Source organism: Arthrobacter sp. FW306-1B-G06A (genome assembly GCF_058781765.1).
Map to the genome: position 1 here is coordinate 66,146 of NZ_JBYSXB010000014.1, position 24,671 is coordinate 90,816.

A 24,671-nucleotide genomic window follows, 5' to 3' on the forward strand; every position below is an offset into this window, starting at 1 on the left:
AGAATCTTCTGGCCCACCTGACGGGCCCGCAGACCCAACTGACTAGCAATAGATGTCGTTATGGGCCCTCAAAACGACATCAACTGCGAGTCAGTTGGGTGGGTCACGGCTTGGGTGGGTTAAGGCTGGGACTCGGCCGGATTGGCCGCGATATCGATCTCCAATTGGCGCTGGGTTTCCCGCATGATACCCACAAGACCAGCATCGAAGAGCCTGCGGAACCGTGCCACGGGAGTAGCTACGCTCAGCGCGCCCACGGCGACGCCCCGCCCGTTGTGGAGAGCCACCCCCAAGGCGCTGATCCCTTCCTCGGTGCCTTCGAAATTCGCCGCGAATCCGTTGCTCCGGATCGTCTCAAGCTCGCGCAGGAAAGCCGGATATTCGGCGTCGGGAATGTTGTCGCCGCCGATCTCCGCATTGTGGCTGCGGAACAATTGCTCGATCATGGCGGGCTCCAGCTCTGCCAACAGCGCCTTGCCGCCCGAGGCTTTGTTCGCGGGCAGGACGGTTCCCTGCCTGTCGCCGACCCGCAGGGCGTTGGTCCCCTCCACCGTGGCCAGGAACCTCACCTTGGTTCCCACGCGAACCATGAGATTGACGGTCTCATTGATCCGCCCACTCAGGAGTTCCATGTGCGGCTGCGCCACCGTGCGAAGCAGCCGGCTCCAACTGAGTCCTGCCGGTCCAACCCCCATGGCCGGCCCGGGCACGTAGCGGCGGGTCTCGTCCTGGACCGCGAACCCCCGGTAGACCAGCATGGCCAACAGCCGGTGGGCTGTGGAGGGAGCAACACCCAGCTCCGCGGCGGCGTCCTTGAGGCGCAGGCTGCCGCCGTCGCGCAGGAGCTGAAGGAGATGCAGGGCGTTGTCCACGGCCTCAATGGAATAGGCCGGTTTTTTGCGGGCTGGAAGATTCTGCACGACAGAATTCTATTGGGCTGCATAACCAAACGGCCACACAGTGGTGGGATGAATCACACACCATCCGCTGCAGCGCCGGAGCGGACCCAAGACGGCGTTCACCACCTCCCCAGGGCCTCCGCCCGGCTCTCCAAGCGTTCCGCCGCCGCTGTCCTGGTCTGCTGGTTGCTGGTGGTTTTCGACGGCTACGACCTCATCGTCTACGGCACCGTCCAGAGCGCCCTCATCACCGACACCGGCTGGGGGCTCACGAAAGCCACCGCCGGCACGGTCGGCTCGATGGCGTTCCTCGGCATGATGATCGGGGCCATCTTCGCCGGGAGGATGTCGGACAGCTGGGGGCGCCGCCGGACCATCATCGCCTGCGCCGCACTGTTTTCCCTCTTCACCATCTTGTGTGCGTTCTCCCCGGACGCGTTCGTCTTCGGGGGTCTGCGCTTGCTGGCGGGCATCGGCCTGGGCGGACTTGTTCCCTCAGCCAATGCCTTGGTCGCGGAACTGGTCCCCGCCAAATGGCGGTCCACCATCGCCACGCTGATGATGTCCGGAGTGCCGATCGGCGGCTCGATCGCCGCGGTGGCCGGCATTCCGCTCATTCCCGCTTTCGGCTGGCCGGTCATGTTCCTGGTGGCCGCTGTGGCGCTCCTCGTGGTGGTTCCGCTCGGCATGCGCTTCCTCCCGGAGACGCTCCCAGCGACACTCGAGGAAACCCTCCCGGCCGCCAAGAACGCGAACCAAACAGGCGGCTTCAAGTCCCTACTCCGTGCCCCGTACCTCGGCATGAGTCTCCTGTTCGCGGTCTCCACCCTCGTCACGCTCTTTGCCTGGTACGGCCTGGGCACCTGGCTGCCGAACCTGATGCAACTGGCCGGCTACAACCTCGGGTCAGCCCTGACCTTCGCGCTGGCACTCAACCTCGGTGCCGTCGTCGGCTCGGTGGCCACTGCGTGGGCGGGAACCCGCTTCGGTCCGATCCCGACGGCGATCGCGGCAGCCGCCGTCGCCGCCGTCGCGCTGGCCGTACTGGTGGCGGGTCCGCCCGTGGGGCTTGTCTACGTCATGTTGGTGCTGGCGGGGGTCGGCACCCACGGAACCCAATGCCTCATCATCGCGGCGGTGGCCAGCCATTACCCGGCGCATTTGCGGGGCACAGCGCTTGGCTGGGCCCTCGGCGTCGGGCGCATCGGCGCGGTCGCGGCACCCCAGGTAGGCGGGCTGCTGCTCGCGGCCGGCCTGGGCGTCAACTCGAACTTCCTGGCATTTGCCGGGGCCGCCGCCGTCGCGGCCATCCTGCTCGGCGCCATCGGCACCAAGATCAAGACCGCGAAGATCACGGCCGCCAAAAACCAACCCACAAACACCACCTCTGTAGGAGCTAGCAATGTCTGACCGCAAAACGTCCACCGAAGTCCTCGTCGTCGGCGGAGGGATGGCCGGCCTTGCCGGCGCCCTGGCCCTGCGCGCAAACGGCGCCGAGGTGACATTGGTTGAGCGGGCGCCCGAATTCGGCGAGGTCGGGGCGGGACTGCAGATGGCCCCCAACGCCTCCCGCGTCCTGAAGCGTTGGGGCCTCCTCGGGAAGGCGCTCGAGATCGGCGTCCGCCCCAAGCACTTGGTGTTCCGCGACGCCCTCACCGGTGAGGAACTCACCCGGCAGACCCTCGGTGGCGAGTTCGAAGAGCGCTACGGCGCCCCGTACGTGGTGATCCACCGCAGCGACCTGCACCGGATCCTGTTGGAGGCCTGCCATGATGCCGGCGTGCGCCTCGTGAACGACGTCGTCGTCGAGAAAGTCGAGACCGTGAACCACCGCGGCGTGGCGCACACGTCCAGCGGCGATGTTTACGAGGCCGACGTCGTGATCGGCGCCGACGGCCTCAAGTCCACGCTCCGCGCCGCCGTCGCGCAGGACGGCCCGGTGTCGTCGTCGTACGTCGCCTACCGCGGAACGGTGCCCATCACGCCGGAGACCCCGGCCGCCGATCTCGAGGACGTCGTCGTCTACCTCGGTCCGGACTGCCACCTCGTGCAATACCCGCTGCGCAAAGGCGAGCTGCTCAACACCGTGGCTGTTTTCAAGTCGCCCTCGTTCGAGCGCGGTGAGGAGCAATATGGCGGCGTCGACGAACTCGAGGCGGCTTACAAGGACTGCATTCCGGCGGTACAGCTTGCGCTGCGGAACCTTGCGACAGGCATCCGCTGGCCCATGTACGATCGCGATCCCATCGAGAACTGGATCCACGGCCGCCTGGTCCTGATGGGCGATGCCGCACACCCCATGCTCCAGTACTTGGCCCAGGGAGCCTGCCAGGCGCTTGAAGACGCCGCGGTCCTCCAGGACTCCACCGTCGGCTCCGTGTTCAACGACGACGGCGTGGACACCGCTGCTTGGGATCGCGCCATCAGCGATTTCAACTCAGCCCGCGCAGCGCGGACGGCCCGCGTCCAACGCACGGCGCGCGTCTGGGGAGAGTCGTGGCACGTGTCCGGCGTCGCACGCGTCTTGCGGAACCTGCTGTTCAAGAGCCGCAAGGACGGCGACTTCCAGTACAACGACTGGCTCTACGGCCAAGAGGACGACGGCGTTCCGGCGGTCCCAGCCGACGGCACCGGCGAGATGAAGACAGTATCGCTCGCGGGAACGCACGCCTAGCAGAATCCGTTGTGTCAATTGTAGGTAAACAAATTGCTGGACTCCTGGAGCAGACCGAAGCAGACTGACTACACGAGCCGCTTGGGTGCTTGCCGTTGAAAGGACAGTCATGTTCGACCTCGTTGCTTATCTCCCGATTCTCGTCACGGTATTGGGGGTAGTTGTCGCCGTTACCGTTATAAGGCTTCTCATCAAATTGATGTGGAAGGTGGCTGAACCAAACGAGGCATTGATCATTTCCGGCCTGACTCGGGGAAGTTTGGACACCAGGGACGGAATGGATTTCAAAATCGTCACGGGAAAGGGCGCCTTGGTGGTTCCCGGGCTCCAAACCGTGAGGACGTTGTCCCTGACGCTGAATGAAACAGAGCTCCAGGTCAACTGCGTGACCTCGCAAGGCATCCAAGTGATCGTGGAGGGCGTGGTGATCTACAAAATCGGTGACGCTGCGCCGTTTATTGCGAACGCCGCGAGGAGGTTTCTCGGCCAACAGCCCAAAATGGAAAGCCAGGTCTACAACGTTTTTGAAGGGCATTTGCGCTCGATCATTGGCAGCATGACCATGGAAGAAATCATCCGCGAGCGCGACAAACTCGCCTCGTTGGTCCGCAGCGCAAGCGGCATCGAAATGGAAAAGCTTGGCTTGGTAGTTGATTCCCTCCAAATCAAGGACCTCCAGGACCCCACGGGCTACATCCAGAACCTGGCCAAACCGCACATTGCGCAGGTCAAAATGGAGGCCCGCATCGCCGAAGCCACCAGGAACCGCGAGGCCGCGGAGAAGGAGGCCGAGGCAGCCGCCCAGATCGCGGATGCCCAGAGCATTTCGGCGATCAAACAATCAGCGGCCCAAGCCAATGCCGAAACCGCGAGGGCCAACGCCGCGCAGGCCGGTCCGTTGGCAGACGCCACAGCGCGCCAGCAAGTGGTGGTCCAGGAAACCGAGGTGGCCAAGCTGGAAGCGGACCGCGAAGAGCAAAAGCTCCAGACGTCCATCCGGAAGCCCGCCGATGCAAAGGCGTACGCCCAACGCACCGAGGCGGAAGCCCAAAAGGCCGCCGACATCAGTGCGTCCGAGGCGCGGGCACGGCGGACGGAACTCGAGGCTCAAGCGAACGCCCGCAAGGTGGAAGTCGAAGCCCAGGCCAACGCCACGGCGGCCGCCGCCATCGCGGGAGCCACGAAGATCACGGGTGAAGCCGAAGCCGCGGCCACCCGGGCCCGCGGCGACGCGGCAGCCTCGGCCATCAAGGCCAAATCCTTGGCGGAAGCGGACGGCATCAAGGCCCGCGCCGAGGCTCTCGGAACCAACCAAGAGGCCGTCATCTCCCAACAGCTCGCGGATCACATGCCGGCGATCGTGGCAGCCGCGGCTGAACCCTTTGCCCACGTGGGCAACCTGACCGTCCTCAACGGCGGCGAGGGCCTCAACAGCATGGTGGGTGGGATCCTGTCCCAAGTGGGCAACTACCTGCCATCGATCACAGCTGCGCTCAAGAACGGCAAGGAACCGCCCAAGCGGCCCACCAAAACCCCTGATGCATAGGGACACCAATGCACAAAGAGGTTGATCGGAGCCTGACGGGCAAAATCGGCAGGGTCACGGGTCGTATCGGGCCAGGCACTGTGGGGGAAGTGATGCTGCCGTTCCACGGTGGTACGAGCGCCTTCCACGCGCATCCATTCGACAAGAGCAGTGTTTTCAACGTGGGTGACGAGGTGCTTGTCATCTACTATGAGCCGCCCGGGACCGTATTCGTTGACGAGTTGCCGGACGTCCTGAAGGCTGCCAGATAGCGCGACCGCCAGCCGGCGCAAATAGATAACCCGACAAAAAGCTGAGGGCGGCTAGTCAGCCGCCCTCAGCTTTTTGTCACTGATCGATTGCTCAGCCCAGCGGCGGAGCTCCTACGCTGTCGTACATCGCGTAATCGTCGGTGGTGACCGATCCGTTGCTGAACAAGCTCAACCCGAAACTGATGGCCGTGGCCCCGGCGGGTAGTGCCGGCGTCGTGAAGCTTGCCTGTGTGTAGGTAGTCGCGGTATTCAGCCACGGTCCGGAGGTCCAGTACACCCAGTTGTTTGAGGCGTCACGGTAATACAAGGCGAACTGTGTGACGGCTGTAGAGGTGTACCAAACACGCACCGAATAGGTGTGTCCGGCGACGGCCGCAGGTGGGCAGGTACTGGTGTCCATTGTTGGAAGCAGTTTCGCGTCACCACTGGAGTATCCCGTGATGGTGAGTTTCTCCGCTTTGGTACCGGTGTGCGCGGTAGCAACCGTGCTGAACGTCGCGGTGTTGGTGCCGTATCCGCCGGCCTGCCAGCACTGCGGGAACGAGCCGGTACCGGCCGTTTCAAGGCTGGGGTTCTGTACCAGGTTGCCGCCGGCTGGTGGCGGCGGAGGAGGCGGTGGCGGGGTGCCGACGTCGAACATCTCGTAGTCGTCGGTGGTGAGCGTGCCGTTGCTGAACAGGTTCAACCCGAAGCTGATGCCGCTGGCGCCCGTGGGCAGTGGAGGCGTTGTCCAGGTGGCCTTTTGGAAGGTCGTGGCCGCTGAGAACCAGGGGCTTGATGTCCAATACTTCCAGGAGCCTACGCCGATCCGGTAGTAGAGCTCGAATTGGGTGCTTGTGGTCGATTTATACCAGGCACCGATTGAATAGGAGTTCCCGGGTGTCGCCGTGGGCGAGCACCCGCCTAGGTCAAGGGTAGGCAACAGCTTGGCGTCGCCGTCGACATAGTTGGTGACCACGAGCTGTTCGGCGACTTTTCCGGTGTGTGCCTGCCTGACGGTGGAAAAAGCTGCCGTGTTGGTGCCATAGCCTGCTGCGGCCCAGCACTGCGGAGCCCCGCTGACCAAGGTTTCAAGGCTTGGGTTCTTGATCAGGTTGCCCGTGCCCTCCGGTGGTGCCGGCGGTCCCGAGACAAGCGGCTTGACGGTTCCGCCGATCACTTGGGCCACCGTCTTGACCGTGGTGGTTGCGGGCCTGGACTTGAGCCACGTGGCGAACTGGTTGAACAGGGTCGGGGTGATGTTCAGCGGATCCGTGCTGGTAGCTGAAATATGGTGGAAGGTGAGCTGGACCCACCCGCCTGCGGGCTCCGCCTGGGTGACCGACTTTTGCAGGTCCGCCAGGGTCCAGGTGTTGTCCACTTCATCCGGGGCCGCCGTGTTGTACGGGTTGGCAGGAGGGATGGTCTCCGCGAGCGGGCACCCCGCGCAGCTGAACCGCGTCTTGATGTCACCAAGGTTGCGGGCGCTATTGAGCCCGCAGTTCTTGACGACGGTTTCGAGGGATGCGTTCTCGGCAGCGAACGGATACGCGAAGTCAGTGATCGTGAATCCAAGGTTTGTGAGGTTGACCCTGTCGTTGCAAATCTGGCGTGTTGCCTCATCCAACGTCACGGTGGTCAGGTCCGGGTGGGTAACAGTATGGCCGGCAATCTCATTGCCGTTTGCCACAAGGCCCTGCATGTCGCTTGTCGTCAGGTAATTGGGGTTGTTGATGAATCCGGACGGCGTGAAGAAAGCACCCACCAGGCCCAGGCTCTGCATGGTCTGCGCGGCGTTGAGTTGGTCGGCATTTGCGTCGTCAAAGGTCAAGGTGACGACGGTTGGATTAGCGGCTTGGGCTGCGGGTGCGGTGATGCCGGCGGTGACGCCGGTGAAAGCAAATACCACCACAACGGTGGAGTACCACGTAAACCATTTACCGGGGATCGTCCCTTTAAACGTCCGGTGCTGGTCAACCTGGTCAGTACGGTTGAAGAGTTTCATAGGGTCTGGCTCGATTCTAGACAACGGCCTGGCCGGACATACGGGCGGCGCAGGGTGAATCACCCAACGTTGTTCAGCATGTGAGGGCGCGCCGCCCAGTCATCGCCCGCTTGCCGAAATACCCCGGTGCCCGGGACAAGCCCCAGTCATGGCCACGAGGTTCACTACCGTTGTCACCGTAAGGCGGGCCGACATGGGGGAATAAGAGTAAGTCCTACCCGTCTTTGAGTTGCGTAATTACCTAGATTTGCGCATGTTCGGTCGCTACGGATCCTCCACTCGGGGAAGCAACGTCAATTTGTTAACCAAACCTTCCCCTTGCGGTCACGCCCATTCCCCCGCTTCGCCAACCGCCGCGCACACCGTGGAGGGGTGAGGATCGCTATCGTTGCCGAATCATTCCTGCCGCTCATGAACGGGGTCACGCACTCCATCCTGCGGGTGCTCGAGCATCTGCAAGAGCGCGGCGACGAAGTGATGGTGATTGCGCCGTCGACGTCGGACACTGCTGTCTCGGACGTCGTGAACGGCGCTTTTGTCCACCGCCTCCCGTCCGTGCCCTTGGCCGGATACACCAATGTGCGGGTGGCGTTGGGCGGTGTGAGCCGGGTCAAGAGAATCCTTGCCGACTACGCACCGGACGTTGTCCACCTCGCATCGCCCTTCGTCCTCGGGTGGCGGGCTGTGCAAGCTGCGCACCAGCTCGGCATTCCGACGGTTGCCATCTACCAAACCGAGGTCCCCAGCTACGCCGGCCGCTATGGGCTCCCCATGCTGGAGAACTGGGCATGGAACCGGGTGGACAACATCCATCTTCGTGCAGACCGGACACTGGTCCCGTCCACGTTCGCGCTCAACCAGTTGCGCGGCCGCGGGATCCTCAGGGTGGGAATGTGGCGGCGCGGTGTGGATACCGCGCGCTTCTCCCCCACCAAGCGCTCGACGGCGTGGCGCACCTCCGTTGCGCCCCACGGCGAGCGCATCATCGGCTACGTCGGCCGCCTCGCGATCGAGAAACAAGTGGAGGACCTCGCCGTGCTGGCGGACCTGCCGGGAACCAGGCTTGTCATTGTGGGCGACGGTCCGCAACGCGCCGCCCTGGAAGCAGCTCTGCCGAATGCCTTCTTCACCGGGTTCCTCGGCGGCGACGAATTGGCCCAAGTCGTGGCGGGCTTCGACCTCTTCGTCCATCCCGGAGAGTTCGAAACGTTTTGCCAGACCATCCAGGAGGCCATGGCCTCCGGCGTTCCCGTCGTGGCCACCGGCCGGGGCGGTCCCCTCGATCTCGTGGAAAACTCGCGCACCGGCTGGCTTTACGAGCCAGGAGACCTCGCGCAGTTGCGGGCCTACGTGCAGGACTTGGTGGGCGACGACGCCAAGCGCCGTGCGTTCGGAACGGCGGCACTCGCTTCGGTCCAAGGCCGGACCTGGCCGGTGCTGAGTGCCCAACTCGTCGAGCATTACGAGGCGGTAATCGCGGGGGAAGCGCTCGTAGAACCGGCCGCCGCTCCCAGCCACCCGGTTCAGGCAGCCGAACTTCGGGCGTCCGAACTTCACGCGGCAAAGCCTGCCACCATTTCCGTGACTTCCAGCAAAGGACTCCCCGCATGAAAATCTCCGTTGTAGGCTGCGGCTATCTTGGCGCAGTGCACGCCGCCACGCTCGCGTCGATGGGCCACACCGTGGTGGGCATCGACGTCGACGCCCAGAAGGTGGCCCACCTGAACAAGGGTTTCGCGCCTTTCCACGAACCCGGCCTCGACGAACTTCTCCGCGACGGCTTCGCTACCAAGCGGCTCACGTTCTCCACCGATTTCGCCGACGCCGCCGGCGCCCAGACGCACTTCCTCTGCGTGGGCACTCCGCAATCCAAGACCTCGGATACGGCGGACCTCTCCTACGTGATCGCAGCCACGAAGAGCCTGCTTCCGCACCTGGCGAGGGGCGCCGCCGTCGTCGGCAAATCCACCGTTCCCGTGGGAACAGTGGACATGCTCCGCGGCATCCTTGCCCGCAGGCCGGATGTCCTGCTCGGCTGGAACCCCGAGTTCCTGCGCCAAGGTACGGCAGTGAAGGACTCATTGGTCCCGGATCGTTTGGTGTACGGCGTGCCGGGCGGCAAGGACTCTGCCGCGGGCGCCCCTGTCACGGCTGCGCTCGACGCCGTCTACGAACCTCTGATTTCGGCCGGGATCCCGCGGCTGGTCTGCAACTTCGCGACCGCCGAGCTCATCAAGTCCGCCTCCAATGCGTACCTCGCCACGAAGCTCAGCTTCATCAACGCCATCGCCGAGCTTTGCGACGCTTCAGGGGCCGACGTTACCGAGCTCAGTGAGGCGATGGGGCTGGATCCGCGCATCGGCAACCGGTACCTCCACGCTGGACTGGGTTTCGGCGGCGGCTGCTTGCCGAAGGACATCCGCTCGTTCCGCGCACAGGCACAAGCGCTGTCCGTGCCTTCCCTCGACGAGTGGATGGGTGTGGTCGATTCCATCAACCTGGGCCAGCGCGCCCGCGCCGTGGACGTCGCCCGTGACATGTGCAAGGGCTTCCTGTCCGGCCGCACCGTCACCGTACTGGGCGCGGCGTTCAAACCGGACACCGACGATATCCGTGACTCCCCCTCCCTCGACGTCGCACTCCAACTCGCCGCGGCCGGCGCCCACGTTACGGTGACGGATCCCAAGGCGATCAACAATGCCTGGATGCGCTATCCGCAGCTCCGCTTCGAAGCGTCCACCACGCGCGCTCTCGAAGGCGCCGAGTTGGTGCTGCTGCTCACCGAATGGGACGAATACCGTGCCCTCTCGCCCGCCGCCGTCGGCTCGCTCGTACGACGCCGGATGGTCCTGGACGCGCGGAACGTCCTGGATGCTCGAGCATGGCGGGCGCAAGGCTGGACGGTTCGCGGGCTCGGAACCGGCTCCCACGATGAGACTTCGGATCCGCTTACCGAAGCCAAACCTCCCGTCGTTCCCGTCGAACCGCTCAACACACGCCCGTTCATTGTCGGTTCGCCGGCCAAGGCACCCTCCACGCGACGGTAGCCGCGTGGTTCATCGTGTATTCGGGGCTTTGGGGTGCAGTGCATCGGTGATGACGAGGGAGACGTTCTGCCCACCGAAACCGAAGGAGTTGCTGAGCACAGCCTGCTGAGGGACGTTCCGTCGTTGGATGGCGACGTCGAGGTTGATGTCGGGAAAACCTCCCTGATGGCACGGGACTCGCACTCGCGACCGGAATCGCCAAGGCCGAGCTCGCCCCCGTGGTCGACGAGCACCTCCAACTGCTGTTCCGCCAATCGGAGCGCTTCGTGACCCAGCTTGTCGGCAGCCGGGGTTGGAGCCTCAAGCGACCCGTCGACGTCGAAGCCAGGACATTCTGGAGCGCCGCACTTGGTGCCGCACTCCTCGCACACGCCGGGGCGCACGGCACCGGCGCAGACCTCGACCTCGCCGGGACATTGACGGTCCACGACCAGACCGGCCACGTCTAAGTTCCTTAGCGTTCCCAGGCCGAGAACGGCTCTCAGTGTTTTTGCCCGGATTACACGTAGACGGGCCACCGCGCACACGGAGATCCGGCTTATTCACACTGAGAAACGGCCTTTTGCACACGGATTTTTCCGTTTTTTACACGGAGACGCCAATTTCACCGAGAGAATCTGAATCGTGGATGGCCTTCCTTTGAGGAGGGTCACCACTCTTCAAGGCCAGCGAAACCGTTGGCCGTTCTACTCGAGAAATGGGGTTGTAGTGGAATCAACAATGACGAAAAGGACCGGCCTTCAGGCTGCGGCCGCGGCTGCGCTGGCCGTGGTTGGCATCTTCGGCGCGAGCTTGGCCGTTTCATGGATCGCGGGGTCCCTTGGGATCTCTGCCGCGGCGGCGTCCCAGATCATGCACGCCATTGAGGTCGGAGGCTGGGCTCTCGTTGTCATCGGCACAATTTTCGGGGCAGGAATCACGGGTGCCTTGATCGCAACGGCTCGAGGCATCCTCTTCCGCATCGGCCGGGCGCAAGCAGTCGCCTAAATCGATGCTTGCTAAGACAGCACGCGTGCTTGGGGGCATCCCTGGATGGTTGCTCCCAAGCACGGGCCTCGCCATGGCAGCCATAGCCGTCTTCGGCTACTCGTCGGTGGACCTGTCCTGGATCCGGGACGCCAGGGACATGGGTGGGAGTCCGCTCTACAGCAAAGACTTCCTCCAGATCCTTGGGCGAAACGTCGGTGCGGCCTTGGTGCTCTATTCGGGGGTCGCGACCCTCGGGATGACCACGCTGCTCGGAGCCGGAATCCTGGCGCTGTATGTCGGGGCGACGGTATCCCTCGGGGTGCATTCCGCCGGCGGTGCGGGCCTGGTTGCGGACGTGATGTGGTACGTCCCGTTCGAGTTCTTCGGCCTGGTGATGGCGGCGACCGCCGGATTCCAGCCCGCCGCGGGCCTGGCTCGGAGGCTGCTGATGAAGAACGAGCCTCCAACCCTGAGGTCGTTCATCGACGACATGGCCCGTTCCCTCGGCACTTTGCTCATTGCCATCGCCCTGATAGTCCTCGGTGCCGTCATCGAGGCCATCGTGATTCAGCTCAAGACCTGAGGAGGAATTCATGACCAGCACGGAAGACGGACGGAAGTCCGAAACCGTCATCAGCGTCGCAAAGGTCGGAAAGTTGCGTCCCGAGCCGTCCTCAGCCAGGGAATGGGTCTCGACGTCCCGGGGTCTGTGGATCGCGGGCTACATCCTGCTCATGGCTTTGGTGGCTCTGCGGCTTCCCCTGACCAGAAAGTATCTCAACGCGAACGTTCCGGCGGACGTGCGCTCGGAAATCGGGGACGATCGCCTCCTGAGCCTCTCCATGACCGTGGGCACCGTTTTGTTCTTCCTTGTCTACGCCGTGATCATCGCTTTGTACTTCTCGCTGGCCGCGTTCTTGGACAAACGGGTGATCCCGGGAAAATCGGTGCTCGCGGGCCGCTTCAAGATCGGGGCCTTCTTTGTGATCGCCATTCTCGCCACGATCCCGGTGAATCTCTTCAGCGTGGCCTTTGGTGTCATCCAACCGCGGGAAATCCCCGGATATTGGGCCTATTTCCCCTCGATGGCCGTGCTGGCCCTGGTGATCTTCTACCGACATTGGCGCGAGTTTTCCACAGGCAGGAAGATCCTCGTTGTGCTTTCGGCCATGGGTCTGTCAACAATAGTCGCCATCGGCTGACCTTCCTCAACCACCACCCACGGACAGAAATTCTCAATGACTACTCAGCTCTTCGGCCTGCTTCTACGAATCGTGGGCCTCCTGGTCGCTGCATTCTCCTGCATTTCAGTCGGCCTGATGTGGGCTTCTCCCGCCCCGGATGGCCTCAAGAACATAGATCCCCTCGCCGTGAAGAACACGATGGTCACCGTACTTCTCGTCTTCGGAGTGGGGGCACCCTTGATTGCGGCCTTCAGCAAGGCCGGGAAATGGCTACCGCTCAAGGCGGCCGTTTTCGCCGTCGCCGGTTTCGCCAACGCGGCGGCCCTCAGCCCGGTAATAGTCGTCCCGTTCCAGGGCACGACGTCGGCCATCGCCGCGGTCTGTGCGCTCGGCCTCGCGGTCCTCACCATTGTGGCCTTCATGGACTCAGTCCAGAAGAAGAGTCCGCGGAGCAAGTTCTAGGCGCCGATGAGGACCAAAACCCCACCCGCCGACGTCGCAGGCCAAGCTTCTAACGCCAGCGTCCCTGCTGTGTCGGTCCGGAGGTCCGATTACCGAATCCTGCGCGACTTTCGGGCTTTCGAAATCGTCAATGCGATGCGTTTGCCGCTCACGCTGGACGGTTTCAGGGCCCTCGCGATCTTCGGATCGATCGCCTTGGTCCTGCTCGGAACAATGGTGTTCGCATCCACGATGTCTGTTCTCCGCGACGGCCCGCTCCGCCAAGACACGGCTGCTGTGCTCAACTGGGAATTCCTCGCGATCCTCTACTCCGCGGTCGCCTCAGTTCTCACCGAGGTAGTTTCAAGCCGACGGCTGGCAGTATCCGGCACTCCGCATTTGGAGCTCTTCCGGGCGATGGAACTTCCCCTCCCGCAGGTTGTGGTGAGATACGGTCTGGTCCCGGCGTTCCGCCGCACGGGCATCCTTTGGTATTCGGCCGCGGTATTCCTCCTGGTCTTCTTCGAGGAATCGCCGAGCTACTTTGGCGTCGTGGCGGCTTCGGCCTCCGTCCTGGCTCTCGCCTCCTGTGCGTGCGTCTACTGCGTCCTCCATTTCGCTTCAACACCTGCACGAAGGATGGGCCTCCATTGGCGGTATGGCGTCTTGGCGCTCATCCTTGGATTGTTGCTCGGGGCTGCCACGGGATTTCTCCTGCCTCAGCTCTCCCGGCTCGGCGGCCTCGCCGTGGACCCCTCGCGCTTCCTTCCGGCGTTGTACTCCCTGGCGGCGGCCGCGTCCGGGATATTGATCCTGCTCAGCATCCGTGCCTGGCGCCGCCTCAGCTACCGCAGGATTTCTTTCAATACGGAGCGGGGCGGCAGCCAACGGCCGGCGACAAGCTTCGGGCTATTCGTTGTCACTGATCTGTTGAGCAGCAAACAGGGCTCGGTGATCGCCACCATCGTCCTTGCCTGGATCGCCGTCGTTGGCATCCTCTTGGGAGCGAGGGGCGTCTTCCCCCTGCAGTCGGCTCTCGGCTCCGGAGAGCTGCACAAATCCTTGATTGGTGCTGCCGTGCTCCTGAGCCTCGGCGTCACGGAACCGATGCTCTATCGGATCGGGCCCACGGCGAAGCTGTACCACTACCGCTTCGCGTGGGAGAACGGCTTCTCCGCCACCGCGATCGTTGTCCGGCTCGTCGGAATCTACGTCATGGCGGGGGCGGCCATCGGTGGATTTGTTTTCCTAGGGGCATTTCTCGCACTGGACCTTCCGGCTCCTGGTGCTGTCCTCGCGGGTTTGATCGTCGCGGCGTCCGGAGTCGTCGCGGAATCCCTCTCCCGTCCGCCAACCACCACTGACGGGACCAAGTCCAATGACGTGATGGACGGCCTCTTCACACTCCTCCTGATTTCTCCATGCTCGCTCATTCTTGTTGTCAGCCCCGAGTTCAGCACCGTGCTGTTGTTGGGCTATTCCATCCTCTTGATCCTGGGAGCCGCCGTATGCCTGCATCAACGTCTTTTGAGGCTTCGATCGAAATCGATTCTGTAACCGCCGGCTACCGGCAAGGCACCCCTGTCCTGGACGGACTGAGTCTCAGCATGAACGAGCCCGGGCTTTACCGTGTGGCCGGCAGCAATGGCAGCGGGAAATCGACGCTCCTGGAGCTCATCAGCGGTTTCCTCCAACCTTGGGCCGGAAGCGTTCGGCTTTGCGGTATCGACGCCAGCTCACCGGACGCGCGCCACGTACGGAGCGTCTGCCGTACGACGCCGGCGCTCTACCCCTCCATGACGGTTCAAGACCATCTGGCCCTGGCGGCACGTAGCCGTCAGGTCGGTCCGGAGGCCGGGCTCGCCCGGCTGGCCAAGTATGGACTGAAGGACTGGGTGGAGCAGCCCGTCTCCATGCTGTCCACGGGCAATATCCGGAAGCTCTGGCTGCTCATGTGCACTGTGGCCGACACCCCTGTGGTCGCCATCGATGAGCCTTTCAACGGCATGGACGTTCGAGGCATCGAGGCCCTGATCGACGAGCTCGGCGACTGGGCACAGCACAAAGTGGTTGTCCTCATTTCGCACACAATTCCGGAGCAACTGACCGTTAGGCATTCCTTCGTCTTCAAGGAGGAAGGAGCAATCGCGTAGACCGAAGCCCACTGGCAGGCTCACTCGGAAAGCCGCTTTTCGCGGAACGGAGACGAATCCCGGACAAGGTCAAAGAGGGCCGTGCGGGAAGGGCTTCCTGTCTTGCGCAGCGCGTTGGAGATGTGGCTTTCCACGGTCCTGATACTGATTCCCAGATGCTCGGCGATCTCCGGGTTGGAGCGATGACCTGCCAGGGCTGCTATCTCGATTTCCCGGACGGTCAGGGGCGAGTAGCTTCCGGAACTAAACGCGACGGGCTCATCCGGCGAAGGAAAACGTGCCGCGAACATGGAGTACGCCCGGTCCATCGCAGCCGCACCGATCGTGTTGTCCACGAACGCATACCGCTTGAAGGCGCCGCGGAGCAGCATCCGGACCTGGTAGAAATCGGCGTCGGGCTCGTAATGCTCGAGCAGCACGCCGAGCATTTGGTGGTCATCCTCCACCACGGCCGCGGCAATTGCCAAGAGCTGATCATGTGAAGCGGCCGGTGCATACTCTTTCAAGGTCTGCCGGAGGAGATCGAGAACTTTCCGGCCCGGGAGAAGGCACGTGAAGAAGAGCGCGGAATAGATCGCCTCGAGGACATAGCCACGTTCGAGCTGCCGTTGAATGAGTTTCGCGGCCTTCCCGTCGAATACAGCGGGAATGAGGGGTCGCGCGGCGACGAGCTCGTACACGCCTCTCGCTGTCCCGGGGAGCGGGCCGATGTCTTCAGCTTCGCGCCGTGCCTGGGTGGCAAGGGTCGCTGCGGGCAAGATCGCGGACGTCGCCGTCCTGAGCCCGGCGAGCCTAAGCATTGCGTCGTGAAGGGAAGCCACCAGGAAGCCTGGCCGCCCCATGGCAAACACACTGCCCATGAGGTACTCGGCGTCGTCGAAATAGCCGCGGTAGATCAGGGCCTGGGCAGCCACATAGGTGTTGCAAACCATCCCGAACTGGTCCAGCTTGCGGCGGGCATCTGCGCGTTGGTCAAGCGCAAAGACAATCGACTCATCGATCCGCCCCGAGCTGAACAAAGCCATTCCACGGATGAACGGTTCGATTCCCGGAATGCCTCTTAAGCCGCCTGAAGTGTCGATGGCTTTGAGCGCGGCGGAAGGGTTGAATCGGTAGAGTTCCAGGATGCCCCGGATGCTGGCTATCACTCCGCTTTCGGGGTGACGATCGTGCAGACGCGCGAACATCCCGTCGAGGTTCTCCGGCATTCTGTCGTAGGACGCCACGAGGAAAAGTTCTGCCGCTTCGGCTTCGGCGGACCATTTGGGACGTTCCTCCCCGAAGCTCCTGAGGGCGCCGGCCGCAGAGTCCAGTCCTTTGCCCTTATGGATCGCCCAAAGCGCTTTGGTAAATGCCAGGAACAGGAGATCGCACGATTCGCCTTCCGAGGTCACGGTCTGGGCAAGGATCCGCTCAATTCTCGATGCGTCAATCGGCGAGCCCCAATAGACCCTCAGAAGTGCCGCAGCATTCGATACTGACCTTTCGGCATTCCACAGCTCGTATCGCTTGCGCTCCAGGACGGATACTTGCTCATGAAAATGGCGTGCCGTTGCGGCGTCGTCCGAGCTCCGTTCAAGGCGCAGCGCAGCCAGGACCCTCATCAGCGAATCAGCCGAGTTGAGGTCAACGTGGGATTCCTGTGGCAAACCGCTGAGGGCTCGGGTGATTCGACTCTTCAGGACCCGCCTGCTTGTGAGCACTCTTTGACCACGGAAGTAGTCGGCCAGGACCGGTGGCGTGATCGAAGCGGAGACAGTGTTGTGGAGGTCCTCCACAACGGAAATGAGGCCGCGCTGTTCGAGCCTGTCGAGAACATCGGAATGAACTACCTGTTGCAGTACGTCGAGGGGCGTGGTCCCGGCGATGGCCATGGCTTGAAGGCCCGTGAGTTCGTCGGCTTCGAGTCCTTCGAGGAGGGATTCCACCGTGCCGTGAAGGTGCTCGTTCCACAGGGTGTCGCCCGTCATGCGCCATTGACCATGGCGGAGGACAATCAAGCCACTGAGGGAAGCAGTTTCCGCGATGCGAACCACAAGCCGCGGGTTCCCTGCCGATTTCGTCAGGATCCGGGCAGTGGTGTCGGTGTCCGCCGGGGCTCCCAGAATGCCGGTGAGGAGCTCGTTCACTTGCTCGTAGCGAAGCGGATTCAGGTGAACCCTGGCTTCCGGTCCGGGGCTGAGCACCGCTGGCTGTGCCATCGAGTAGATGGATGACTCGCTCATGGTAACGATCATGGGCCGTTTCGTCCGACGCCGGACGGCGTCCAGAACCGCTACAGTCTCCGTGTCGACGAAGTCGAGGTCATCGACCACAAGCACGCGCTCCCCTGGCCTGGAGAGCCGGCTCGCCAGGGTGTCAGCTACACCGAGGACTCCCAATTGGCCTATTCGAATATCCAGGCTCAGGCTATGTATTCCACCAAAGGGTATTTCGCGATGTGAGCGGAGTCCCGAAACGGAGTAAACCGTTGCTCCGGTATTTTCCAGATCGGCGATAGCCTTTTGCACCACACTCGTGCGGCCGCTGCCAGGCGCGCCGACAATTCGAACTATCATTCCGCGAGCAACGTAGTCCAGCGTTCGCCGAACTTCCTGATCGAACACTCGCGATCCAACTTTCTCTGACGCGCTGATCCAGCACTCTCCGGTCCTTAGGTGGTGCGAGGTCCAGACGATTCAACTGTTTCCTGCCCAAAGCCGGGCGTTGGCAGGCGGACTCCCAAGCACTCCCACGGAATCCCCCGGGGTGCGCTGACGAACCTCGTTCCAAGGGAAACCGTAAAGTCCGAAACGGCCATCTAAGTGGTGTTTTGGCAAAACTCAGTGTGCGCGGGGAGCCGTCTACGTGTGCCGACGTGGGGTTTTGTTCCGCATCTCCGTGTGCGCCGAAGAAAACTCAGTGTTCCCCCGGCGTCCAAGGAGGTGGGGTTTCGCGATGAATTTTCCATTGTGCTCCTGGTGGTGGTCTCTTGCTTCCGACGCTACGGGGGTTTCGTGGCCGCCTCTAGATCGAACCTCGCGCATGTGGATATTTATTCGAATCTTGTTTTCATAGATCGAATATAAATTCTAATTCGCAGAATGGACCACAACCTCTTGGGACCCTGTCAAGAGGCTTTCTCGTCCATGTGGACAACTTCTTCTTTTCTCGCATTTCAGATGCTAGGATCTGCTGACATTCGCGTCAAAAACTGAATCATGGGGGCAATAAATGAATACTCGCGCGCCTGAAAACAACGGGGAAATAAAGCACGCGTCGCACGACTTCTTGAAATCTCGGAAGAATATCTTCAAGGTCTTTGCCATCGTCACGTCTACTGCCGCAGCACTCTCCCTTGCCGCCTGCGGCGGAGCCAGCCCAACAACCTCCCAAGCGGGGGCCACTCAATCGGTGTCAACTTCCGCCTCGGCGACGCCCACCCCAACTCCCACGCCCACACCGACCGCGCCGAAATCCGCGTCCTGCGTAACGGAGAACGCAACCGAGAGCTACCCGCCCAAGGTGTACATCTGCACAAAATCCGACGCGGGCACCTTAGTTTGGATGGAACGCTCAGAGTCAAAGAAAGTAACCGACGCTCGCGCAGCAGCAGCTGCGGCGAAGGCGGCGGCAGACAAGGCCGCTGCTGACAAGGCGGCGGCAGACAAAGCAGCGGCAGACAAAGCAGCGGCCGACAAAGCAGCGGCCGACGCGGCTGCGGCTCAAGCCGCCGCAGCACACGCAGCGCAAGCAGCCGCAGCACAGGCGGCCGCAAAGCAAGCGGCTCCCGCAGCGCCGTCGGGCTGTGACCCCAACTATGCCTGGGCGTGCGTCCCGATTGCTTCAGACGTCGACTGCGCAGGCGGTAAGGGTAATGGCCCAGCCTACGTGCGTGGTCCTGTCAAGGTGATCGGGACTGACATATACGGTCTCGACAACGACGGTGACGGCATCGGCTGCGAGAAATAGCCGTCGGATTCTGCTGGATCATTCTCTTCGCCGAAGTTGCCGGTCCCGTGATTCCGCGGGACCGGCGTTTGTCCATTCGAATGATTGAGCAGAATCCGACATCCGAGCGAAGACGATCCAGGGACGGACATGACCAAGCCCAAGGCCGAGCGCTACAGCAAAAGCTAAGCGACACGCCAAATCCCTGTCGCTACTGGAATTCCGGTGTCGACAGGGATTTGGCGTGTCGCCGGGTAATTTGCGCGTCGAGAGGTCGCCACGCAACCAGGAAATGGGCACAAAAAAGCAGGGCCGATCAATGACCGGCCCTGCTTTTCGAAATCCGAAGCTTAGAGAGCCTGGATGTTTACTGCCTGGGGACCCTTGGGGCCCTGCTCGACGTCGAAGGAAACCTTCTGGTTCTCTTCGAGGGAGCGGTAGCCGCCCGAGTTAATTGCAGAGTAGTGAGCGAAAACGTCCTGGCTGCCATCTTCCGGGGAGATGAAGCCGAAGCCCTTTTCGGAGTTGAACCACTTGACGATACCTGTAGCCATTTTTTCAGTTTCCTTACTGAAGGTGGAGGTTGTCCCGACTGTCGGGCCTCCGGTGTGGGGTGTTCTCCACCGTTACTTCAGAAGGTCGCGGTTGATGAACCGCGGGAACTGCCTGAACTACCAAATGCCAAACACAACAACAGCTCCAAGCATACAGGCCTTTGGCCGGATGGCTACTATTTGTCGAAATCCTTCATCTGCCGCGCGCCGCCAACCGCGGCAACAGGACACCGCCTCGTCGCTTCGATGCTGCTCTACACCGAGCTCTCGCCGCTGCGCTGGACGCCGGCCTCTCGGTCGTCGGCCCCGGAAAATAGTCCCTCCTCCCCCTCCCTTAGCACCCCAAGAGGCGTAGAGTTCCGCCATGGAGCCGATTCGGGTCGTCCTTCTTCCGGGGAGCGTCCTTCCCGCCGAACCCGCCTACGGGGCGCTGATCGAAGCGCTGGGTCCCGACGTGGACGCCGTCGCGAAGGACCTGGAACTGTACGACGGCGATGAGCCGCCGCCGGGCTGGAGCCTGGATACCGAAATCGACGGTGTCCTCCGCGAGGCCGAGGCCCGGGGCTGGGAGACGTTCCATTTGCTCGGCTATTCGGGCGGCGGGGCAGCGTCTTTGGCATTCGCCGCCAAGCATCCACAGCGACTGCTCAGTCTCACGCTCCTGGAGCCCGCATGGGCGGGAAGCTGGGATTGGAGTCCGGCGCACACCCGGCTCTGGAAGGACTATGAGGCGCTGGAATCGCTACCGCCAGATCAATTCATGGCCGCGTTCATGAGGTTGGGAGTGAAGCCCGACGTCGTCCTTCCGCCACCGCCCGAAGGCGGGCCGCCGCCGTGGATGGCCAAGCGGCCGGCGGGAATCAGGGCATTCCTGCGTGACTTCAAGATTTACGATCTGGATAGGGCGCGGCTTGCTGCGTTCAATCGGCCGGTGTTCTTCGTCCTCGGCGGCCTGAGCAACCCTGACGACTATGGCGAGGTTGCCGAGCGGCTGTCCACGGTATTCCCGGACTTCCGCCTCGAGGTGTTCCCGGACCGCCACCATTTCGATCCCCCGCACCGGAGCGAGCCCGACCGGCTCGGCGCGTTGCTGCGGGACCACTGGGAACGGGCGAATCGGGTCGTTTAGGGCGCGGTGTCGGCTCCCACGAAAACATCAGGTTCCCGCATATAGACTCATCGAAACGGCGCCCTGACATGGGGCGGTTCGGCCAGCCTGAGAGGGATACGGCTCGATGAGTGAAGTGAATGTGCCGGCACAGCCGCCGGTTTTGGACGTCAGCGCGTTGCGCGTCGCGTATGGCGAGCGGACCGTCGTCGACGGCGTCAGTTTTCAGATTCATCGCGGTGAGATCTTCGGCTTGCTGGGGCCGAACGGCGCAGGGAAGACCAGCACACTCAGTGCCATCGAGGGGTTGGTCAAGCCGAAATCCGGGCAACTGCTGGTGGACGGAATCGATGTTCAACAAGAGCCTCTGGACGCGAAAGCGCGCCTCGGGGTGCAACTGCAGTCCTCCAGTTTCCAGGCCGAACTGACCATTCAGCAGATCGCAAGGCTTTACGGCGGGCTCTACGGAGTGAAACTCTCGCGTGAGCAGATCGGTACGAGCATGCGGGCCATCGGGCTCGAACAGGAATTGGGCAAACGGTTCAAACAGCTGTCGGGCGGGCAGCAGCAACGGCTGGCACTGTTCATTGCCACCATCCACAACCCCCTCCTTCTGCTGCTCGACGAGCCAACTGCCGGGCTGGACCCGCAGTCGCGCCGTGGGCTATGGCGCCGAATCGAAGAACTTCGTGGAGAAGGCAACAGCATTCTCCTCACCACCCACTCCATGGAAGAAGCGCAGGCCGTGTGTGACCGGGTAGCGATCATCGACCATGGCGTACTTCTCACGGTTGGAGAGCCCTCGGAGCTGATCGACAAGCACAGGGAGGATCCGCGCGTGCTCTCAGTGGCCCACGGTGCGCCCACTCTGGAAGACGTCTTCATCGGACTGACAGGAAGTGAAATCCGTGACTAACGCCGCCGCGGTCAATACCGCCCGCCCGCCGCTCGGCCTGGCGATGGGCTCGTTGCTTCGCGCGGACTCCATTGTGATGCTCAATAGCAAGACCTCACTTGTCTTGAGCGCCCTGCTGCCGATCGTGATCCTCGTGGCCACAACCTTCGGCAAGGGGCAATCACGCCTCGGAGGATCCACCCTCATCATCGGTTTGGCCTTGACCCTTGGCCTGCTCACGTCGTGCTTGCTCGGTTTCACGCTGGCCCTGGCTCACGATCGGGACATCGGTGTGCTGCAAAGGCTTCGGGTCACACCGGCACCGAACTGGATGATCATGACCAGCCGCCTCATCGTGCAGGTGGTCACCAATCTGGTCGCTTCCATCATCGTGGTGATCGTCGGTGCAATTGTTCACGGCCTGACGCTGAACGTTGGCCAGTACCTTTTGGTCATCGCCGTCGCTATTCTCGGGGCCGCCGTCTTCCTGGCCATTGGACAAGCGCTCGTCGGCTTGATCCGGTCCACCAACGCCATCAGCGCGATCGGCCGACTGCTCATGATCGCCCTGTTGCTCCTAGGCGTCCTCGGCGGAACCGGCATCCTCGGCGACACGATCAAGTCAATTTCGGACTGGTCTCCGGTCGGAGGCCTCATGACACTCTTTTCGGATGTCCTGAACCAGTCGGCCTGGAGCGGCCAGGACACGGGCTCGCTCCTGGCATGCGTCGCTTACGTCGCGGTGTTCGCCTTCATCGGAATCCGCTGGTTCCGATGGGAATCGCGGTAGTGCGGGGCTAGCCGCGGCGTCCCTGGCAGCGCCGCGCGCCCCCTCACGCTGAGGCGGGCTCCCACGCGAACCCGTCCGGGTCGGTGAACGGGCCGGCGTCGCTGCTGATCGCGAGACGGTGCGAACCGGTGCCGTCGGGAGAGACGCCGGCGTCCTTGGCGAGGGCCCGGCGCGCGTAGAGCCCTAGCTGGACGGGACTCGAGGGCATCGCGAACTCGACGTACTTGCCGAAGCTTTTCCCAACGGCGAGGCCCCGGTCCGCGTAGAACCGTTTGCTAGCCGAAACGTCCGCGACCGCCATCAGGAGCACGATCTTGTCGACCTCCCGGGTGGCGGGACCGCTGTCCTTCTTGGCCGACGTCGCGACTTTCCAGATCGCGCCGTCCGGAGCCTGTACGACGCCGCCGTAGCCCCACAAGGACTTCGCCACTGGTTTGAGGGTCGTGGCACCGGCTTCCACAGCGGAATCGATGAGGCTGCTGACGGTAGACGGCTGCGACACGACGAGCGACAGCGTAAACCCGCGGAAGCCGTCAGTAGGAGCGTTCGAGGCCCGCACGCGCACCCGCTCGCCTAATCCGAAGGCGGCGTCGTAGAAAGCGGTAGCGGCCGCGGGGTCGGGAACTTCGAGGGTGACTGAGTCGATGGCGGTCATGGCATGTCCTTTAGTGGGGTGGGTTGCTTTGTGATTTCGACTTTATGCCGAGGCTCCACTAACCGCTTCTTCAATCCTGACCGATGTGTTCCGCACCCGTGCGCCCTGGCTTCATGTCGATGTCAACCGAGGAATGGCCGGGCGGTGGTCGAGTATTCTGATGTCAGTGATACTTCATTTTTCTCTGTGATCCAGCGTCTTTCAGCGCTTCCAGTTCGCTCCCGAGAGGAGCGGTGATTCCCTGCGCCTGCCAGGGGAACTCCATGTGGATTTCCCCTGCTCACCGGCCCAAAAGCGAACTCACCACTGGAAGATCAAATGGAAACAACATCAACGAACTCAGCCGAGCCCTTTTCGCCTGCCCTAGACCGGCAATCCCTGCGCCCTGACTGCGGAAACTGTTTTGCCCTATGCTGCACGGCCTTCGGATTCTCACGTTCCGCGGATTTTGCGCTCGATAAACCGGCAGGCTCTCCTTGCCAAAACCTCGCGCCTGATTTCTCGTGCACAATCCACCACAGCCTGGGCCCGAGGGGCTTTCGTGGGTGCACGGTCTTTGACTGTTACGGGGCAGGTCAAAATGTATCGCAAGGGTTCTTCGCCGGAAAGAGTTGGCTTGAGAACCCTGGCACAAAAGACGAAATGTTTTCCGCGTTCAAAGCTGCCCGTCAGCTTCATGAGATGCTCTGGTACCTGGCCGAGGCACAGAACCGGGCTTTCGATCCCGATACGTCACGCCGTGCGGTTCAACTCCGGAACACCGTCGAGCAGGCAGTCCGCGGCGAACTGCCGGAGCTGCTTTCACTGGATATTCGAGATCTTCATTCCCAGGTGAGGTCAACGCTCATGGATGTCAGCGCAGAAGTACGGGCCTCCTATTTTGCCGCCGGTGATGACCACCTGGATCCAGCGCTCAAGCCGGGAGCGGACCTGATGGGCAGTAATCTCAGTTCCCGCCGGTTGTGCGGGGCAGACCTCCGCGGGGCCCACCTTATCGCTGCGGATCTGCGGGGCAGTGACTTATCGGGTGTGGATCTGCTCGGCGCAGACCTCAGGGATGTCCGGCTTGAACGCGCCGATCTTTCCAAAGCCTTGTATCTGACCCAACCGCAGCTCAACGCCGCGCAAGGTGGCCGTGCAACTCTTTTGCCTTCGGATCTCGAAATGCCCCCGCACTGGCACAACCGATGATCACCCTCCCCGCCAGGCACGTCAGTCCAGGCAGAGGCACAAAGGATGACCGGCGGGGTCGAGGAACACGCGGAATGTCGTTCCCGGTTGGTTCTCATGCTTGGTCGCGCCGAGTTCGAGCACAGCCGCCTCAGCTGTGTCGAGGTCGTCGACCACGACGTCGAGGTGCATCTGTTGCGGGACGTCCTGGCCTGGCCATTCCGGCGCCCTGTAGGAGTCGACTTTCTGGAAAGCCATCGAATCGCCGTACTCGGCGCGGACGGACCACCAGTCGTCGTCGTTCTGCTCGATTTTCCACTCGAGCAGGGCGCTGTAGAATTCGGCCAGGGTCTTGGGGTCGGGACAATCGAGTACCACGACGGGGAAGCGTGCGATAGCCATGGCCAACACTCTAGGACCG

At 62.6% G+C, this 24,671-nt stretch carries 24 protein-coding genes; 18 read left to right on the forward strand and 6 right to left on the reverse strand.

The genetic code is table 11. The features are described from left to right. Positions 1–119: 119 nt before the first annotated feature. The gene (locus AC3WJM_RS09565; RefSeq protein ID WP_059388029.1) at positions 120–920 is read right to left on the reverse strand and encodes an IclR family transcriptional regulator; all 801 of its coding nucleotides are present in this window, start codon (positions 918–920) and stop codon (positions 120–122) included. A gap of 48 nt (positions 921–968) precedes the next feature. Here AC3WJM_RS09565 and AC3WJM_RS09570 point away from each other — a divergent pair, with 48 nt between their 5' ends. The 4 genes from AC3WJM_RS09570 to AC3WJM_RS09585 all read left to right on the forward strand — a co-directional run bounded on the left by AC3WJM_RS09570 (position 969) and on the right by AC3WJM_RS09585 (position 5,370). Next, on the forward strand, positions 969–2,309 hold the full coding sequence (locus tag AC3WJM_RS09570; RefSeq protein WP_492271737.1) for an MFS transporter: 1,341 nt from the start codon (positions 969–971) through the stop codon (positions 2,307–2,309). After that, a complete protein-coding gene (locus AC3WJM_RS09575) occupies positions 2,302–3,573 on the forward strand; it encodes an FAD-dependent oxidoreductase (protein ID WP_492271738.1) in 1,272 nt (423 codons plus the stop codon). Before AC3WJM_RS09570 ends, AC3WJM_RS09575 begins: the two co-directional genes overlap by 8 nt. Positions 3,574–3,682: 109 nt before the next feature. Further along, positions 3,683–5,119, forward strand: a complete 1,437-nt coding sequence (locus AC3WJM_RS09580; RefSeq protein WP_492271739.1) for a flotillin family protein — start codon at positions 3,683–3,685, stop codon at positions 5,117–5,119. Between the two features lie 8 nt (positions 5,120–5,127). After that, positions 5,128–5,370 (forward strand): NfeD C-terminal domain-containing protein, encoded by a 243-nt coding sequence (locus AC3WJM_RS09585; RefSeq protein WP_284991741.1) that lies wholly within the window; start codon positions 5,128–5,130, stop codon positions 5,368–5,370. 91 nt (positions 5,371–5,461) lie between these two features. Here AC3WJM_RS09585 and AC3WJM_RS09590 read toward each other — a convergent pair whose 3' ends face one another. After that, entirely contained in the window at positions 5,462–7,354 is a 1,893-nt protein-coding gene (locus AC3WJM_RS09590) for a polysaccharide deacetylase family protein (RefSeq protein ID WP_492271740.1), read from the reverse strand. 372 nt (positions 7,355–7,726) lie between these two features. On the opposite strand from AC3WJM_RS09590, the gene AC3WJM_RS09595 reads away from it, so the two are divergent. The 9 genes from AC3WJM_RS09595 (at position 7,727) to AC3WJM_RS09635 (ending at position 15,148) form a co-directional block, all read left to right on the forward strand. Then, positions 7,727–8,965: a glycosyltransferase family 4 protein gene (locus tag AC3WJM_RS09595; protein ID WP_492271741.1), complete on the forward strand. Its 1,239-nt coding sequence runs from the start codon at positions 7,727–7,729 to the stop codon at positions 8,963–8,965. Beyond that, positions 8,962–10,401, forward strand: a complete 1,440-nt coding sequence (locus tag AC3WJM_RS09600) for a UDP-glucose dehydrogenase family protein (RefSeq protein ID WP_492271742.1) — start codon at positions 8,962–8,964, stop codon at positions 10,399–10,401. The genes AC3WJM_RS09595 and AC3WJM_RS09600 overlap by 4 nt, the downstream gene beginning before the upstream one ends. Before the next feature lie 194 nt (positions 10,402–10,595). Next, a complete protein-coding gene (locus AC3WJM_RS09605) occupies positions 10,596–10,850 on the forward strand; it encodes a TetR/AcrR family transcriptional regulator C-terminal domain-containing protein (RefSeq protein ID WP_113990580.1) in 255 nt (84 codons plus the stop codon). Positions 10,851–11,121: 271 nt separating this feature from the next. After that, on the forward strand, positions 11,122–11,388 hold the full coding sequence (locus AC3WJM_RS09610) for an uberolysin/carnocyclin family circular bacteriocin (RefSeq protein ID WP_059388033.1): 267 nt from the start codon (positions 11,122–11,124) through the stop codon (positions 11,386–11,388). A gap of 4 nt (positions 11,389–11,392) precedes the next feature. Then, positions 11,393–11,953: a stage II sporulation protein M gene (locus AC3WJM_RS09615; RefSeq protein ID WP_492271743.1), complete on the forward strand. Its 561-nt coding sequence runs from the start codon at positions 11,393–11,395 to the stop codon at positions 11,951–11,953. Positions 11,954–11,963: 10 nt separating this feature from the next. Continuing rightward, positions 11,964–12,572 carry a hypothetical protein gene (locus AC3WJM_RS09620; RefSeq protein ID WP_059388035.1) on the forward strand — a complete coding sequence of 203 codons (609 nt, stop codon included), beginning with the start codon at positions 11,964–11,966 and terminating at the stop codon, positions 12,570–12,572. A 36-nt stretch (positions 12,573–12,608) separates the two neighbouring features. Beyond that, positions 12,609–13,016 (forward strand): hypothetical protein, encoded by a 408-nt coding sequence (locus AC3WJM_RS09625; protein WP_492271744.1) that lies wholly within the window; start codon positions 12,609–12,611, stop codon positions 13,014–13,016. Positions 13,017–13,022: 6 nt separating this feature from the next. Next, a complete protein-coding gene (locus tag AC3WJM_RS09630) occupies positions 13,023–14,552 on the forward strand; it encodes a hypothetical protein (protein WP_492271745.1) in 1,530 nt (509 codons plus the stop codon). Further along, positions 14,504–15,148, forward strand: coding sequence for an ABC transporter ATP-binding protein (locus AC3WJM_RS09635; RefSeq protein WP_492271746.1), 645 nt, complete (start codon positions 14,504–14,506; stop codon positions 15,146–15,148). The genes AC3WJM_RS09630 and AC3WJM_RS09635 overlap by 49 nt, the downstream gene beginning before the upstream one ends. Before the next feature lie 20 nt (positions 15,149–15,168). On the opposite strand, the gene AC3WJM_RS09640 is transcribed toward AC3WJM_RS09635, so the two are convergent. Next, a complete protein-coding gene (locus tag AC3WJM_RS09640) occupies positions 15,169–17,754 on the reverse strand; it encodes a helix-turn-helix transcriptional regulator (RefSeq protein WP_492271747.1) in 2,586 nt (861 codons plus the stop codon). A gap of 940 nt (positions 17,755–18,694) precedes the next feature. Between AC3WJM_RS09640 and AC3WJM_RS09645 the strand changes: the two genes are divergently transcribed. After that, positions 18,695–19,099, forward strand: a complete 405-nt coding sequence (locus AC3WJM_RS09645) for a hypothetical protein (RefSeq protein WP_492271748.1) — start codon at positions 18,695–18,697, stop codon at positions 19,097–19,099. 329 nt (positions 19,100–19,428) lie between these two features. Here AC3WJM_RS09645 and cspE read toward each other — a convergent pair whose 3' ends face one another. After that, entirely contained in the window at positions 19,429–19,632 is a 204-nt protein-coding gene (gene cspE, locus AC3WJM_RS09650) for a transcription antiterminator/RNA stability regulator CspE (RefSeq protein WP_028266315.1), read from the reverse strand. Between the two features lie 364 nt (positions 19,633–19,996). Between cspE and AC3WJM_RS09655 the strand changes: the two genes are divergently transcribed. From AC3WJM_RS09655 to AC3WJM_RS09665, 3 genes are all read left to right on the forward strand, one after another. Further along, positions 19,997–20,761: an alpha/beta fold hydrolase gene (locus tag AC3WJM_RS09655; protein WP_059388040.1), complete on the forward strand. Its 765-nt coding sequence runs from the start codon at positions 19,997–19,999 to the stop codon at positions 20,759–20,761. A 106-nt stretch (positions 20,762–20,867) separates the two neighbouring features. Further along, a complete protein-coding gene (locus AC3WJM_RS09660) occupies positions 20,868–21,656 on the forward strand; it encodes an ABC transporter ATP-binding protein (protein WP_084784388.1) in 789 nt (262 codons plus the stop codon). Beyond that, on the forward strand, positions 21,649–22,425 hold the full coding sequence (locus AC3WJM_RS09665; RefSeq protein WP_059388042.1) for an ABC transporter permease: 777 nt from the start codon (positions 21,649–21,651) through the stop codon (positions 22,423–22,425). The genes AC3WJM_RS09660 and AC3WJM_RS09665 overlap by 8 nt, the downstream gene beginning before the upstream one ends. A gap of 43 nt (positions 22,426–22,468) precedes the next feature. Here the strand turns inward: AC3WJM_RS09665 and AC3WJM_RS09670 are convergent, their stop codons facing one another. Further along, on the reverse strand, positions 22,469–23,080 hold the full coding sequence (locus AC3WJM_RS09670; RefSeq protein ID WP_492271749.1) for a glyoxalase: 612 nt from the start codon (positions 23,078–23,080) through the stop codon (positions 22,469–22,471). 642 nt (positions 23,081–23,722) lie between these two features. Between AC3WJM_RS09670 and AC3WJM_RS09675 the strand changes: the two genes are divergently transcribed. Continuing rightward, positions 23,723–24,271 (forward strand): pentapeptide repeat-containing protein, encoded by a 549-nt coding sequence (locus tag AC3WJM_RS09675; protein ID WP_492271750.1) that lies wholly within the window; start codon positions 23,723–23,725, stop codon positions 24,269–24,271. 21 nt (positions 24,272–24,292) lie between these two features. Here AC3WJM_RS09675 and AC3WJM_RS09680 read toward each other — a convergent pair whose 3' ends face one another. Then, positions 24,293–24,652 (reverse strand): VOC family protein, encoded by a 360-nt coding sequence (locus AC3WJM_RS09680; protein WP_441438224.1) that lies wholly within the window; start codon positions 24,650–24,652, stop codon positions 24,293–24,295. Between the last annotated feature and the right edge of the window lie 19 nt (positions 24,653–24,671).